Below are 1,597 nucleotides of genomic sequence, written 5' to 3' on the forward strand. Positions count from 1 at the left end.
GGTTGAGCCGGCCCGGATCACGATGTCCGGAGGCGGGGCCGGATCATGTCCGGGCGTGGGCCCGGATCACGGTGTGGGTGGGCCACCGGGCTCGGTCTGCTCGGCCAGAAAGCGTTCCAGCGCGGCGCCGAGCTCGTCCGCGGTCGGCAGGGAGTCGGTCGTGGCCGTGGGCAGGTTCGAGCCCTCCCGGCCGCGCATGAACGCGTCGTATTGCTCTTCGAGCGCCCGGACGAGCGCGGCGGCTTCGGCGCCCTCTTCCAGCTGCCGGTTGACGTTGTCGTGGACCGCGGCCGACGCCGCGCGCAGCCCGTCCAGCGGCAGCAGCAGGCCGGTCGCCTTGGACACCGCGGTGAGCAGCGCCTCGGTCGCCGCCGGATAGTCGGTTTGGGAGAGATAGTGCGGGACGTGGGCGGCGAAGCCCATCGCGTCGCGGCCTTCCCGTCCCAACTCGTATTCCAGCAGATGGCCGGCGGTGCCGGGGACCTGTACCCGCCGCAGCCAGGGCTCGTACCCGGTGACCAGATCCGGTCGGGTGGCGTGGGCGGTGATCCCGCAGGGGCGGGTGTGCGGCACAGCCATCGGGATCGCGTTGAGGCCCACGGTGACCTGGACGCCCAGGAGCGCCGCGACGCCGCGCACCGCGGTGGTGAACCGCATCCACTGCAGGTCGGGTTCTGGGCCGCACAGCAGCAGGAACGAGGTGCCGGCGCTGTCGTTGAGCACATGCAGGCCGAGCACCGGCTCCTCGTAGTGCTCCCAGTGGTCCTCAACGAAGATCATGGATGGTCGGCGGGAGCGGTAGTCAAGCAGCTGGTCCACATCGAAGGTCACGATGAGCCGGTGCTCGAGGGCGCTCAGCAGGTGCTGGCTGGCAAGGCGGACCGCCCCGCCCGCGTCGACGACACCTGTCAGCGCCTCCACCAGCACGGGCCGACCCAGCTCGGGCAGATCGTCAGCGATCTCGTACAGCGCACTCGGGTCGAGCACCGGTGGAGACCTCCTCGCAGAATCCGTCAGGTGGCTTCACCGAAGATGAAGCCACGCCTGTCCCGATCTATTTCTGTCGTGCGGCCCTCGGCCCCGCGTCGCGGATCTCGTCGCGGCGGAGGGCCCGCGGTGGTGCGTGTACGGAGAACGGTATCGGTACCAGTATTGTGCCGTGCCGCGGTCTGGTTTTGTCCAGGTCGTCTCCGGTTTTGTCCGAGTCGTCCGTTGCGCTGGTCGTGCTGGTCGTGGTAGCAGCCGCCGCGGCAGCGGCGGTCGGCGGGAACGGTGTCCAGCCGGCCGGGGTGCTGAATGGCACGGAGAGCCATGATTACACCGCCTTTGATGATCAGTACCAGACGTAGGCGTTCGCGTGCCAGGCGGCCAGGCCGATGACCCACAGTACGATGTCGATGACGCCGAGGACGAACCCGGCTGTTGCCTGCCCGCCGCCGCCACCGCGCCTGCCACGCACGCCGAAGACGATCGCCGCGATGCCGAGGGCGATCCCGAGGAAGAACAGACCGGCGATCCCGCAGACCAGGCTGATGGTTCCGTCCCGCTTGGCGGTCGGCGTCCTGGTTGGTCCAAAAGTCATGCCCGGTGTGTTCCC

3 protein-coding genes are annotated in these 1,597 nt (G+C 69.3%); 1 reads left to right on the forward strand and 2 read right to left on the reverse strand.

Annotated features, from left to right (window positions below; all coding sequences use genetic code 11):
• Positions 1–66 precede the first annotated feature (66 nt).
• Positions 67–987, reverse strand: a complete 921-nt coding sequence (locus MJ785_RS12035; RefSeq protein ID WP_239346212.1) for a PAC2 family protein — start codon at positions 985–987, stop codon at positions 67–69.
• 209 nt (positions 988–1,196) lie between these two features.
• On the opposite strand from MJ785_RS12035, the gene MJ785_RS12040 reads away from it, so the two are divergent.
• The gene (locus tag MJ785_RS12040; protein ID WP_239310645.1) at positions 1,197–1,349 is read left to right on the forward strand and encodes a hypothetical protein; all 153 of its coding nucleotides are present in this window, start codon (positions 1,197–1,199) and stop codon (positions 1,347–1,349) included.
• On the opposite strand, the gene MJ785_RS12045 is transcribed toward MJ785_RS12040, so the two are convergent.
• Positions 1,334–1,597 (reverse strand): hypothetical protein (locus MJ785_RS12045; protein ID WP_239380883.1); only part of this gene is annotated, 264 nt, incomplete at its 5' end. The genes MJ785_RS12040 and MJ785_RS12045 overlap by 16 nt on opposite strands.

It is taken from the genome of Protofrankia sp. CiT1 (assembly GCF_917627335.1).
Classification (GTDB): domain Bacteria; phylum Actinomycetota; class Actinomycetes; order Frankiales; family Frankiaceae; genus Protofrankia.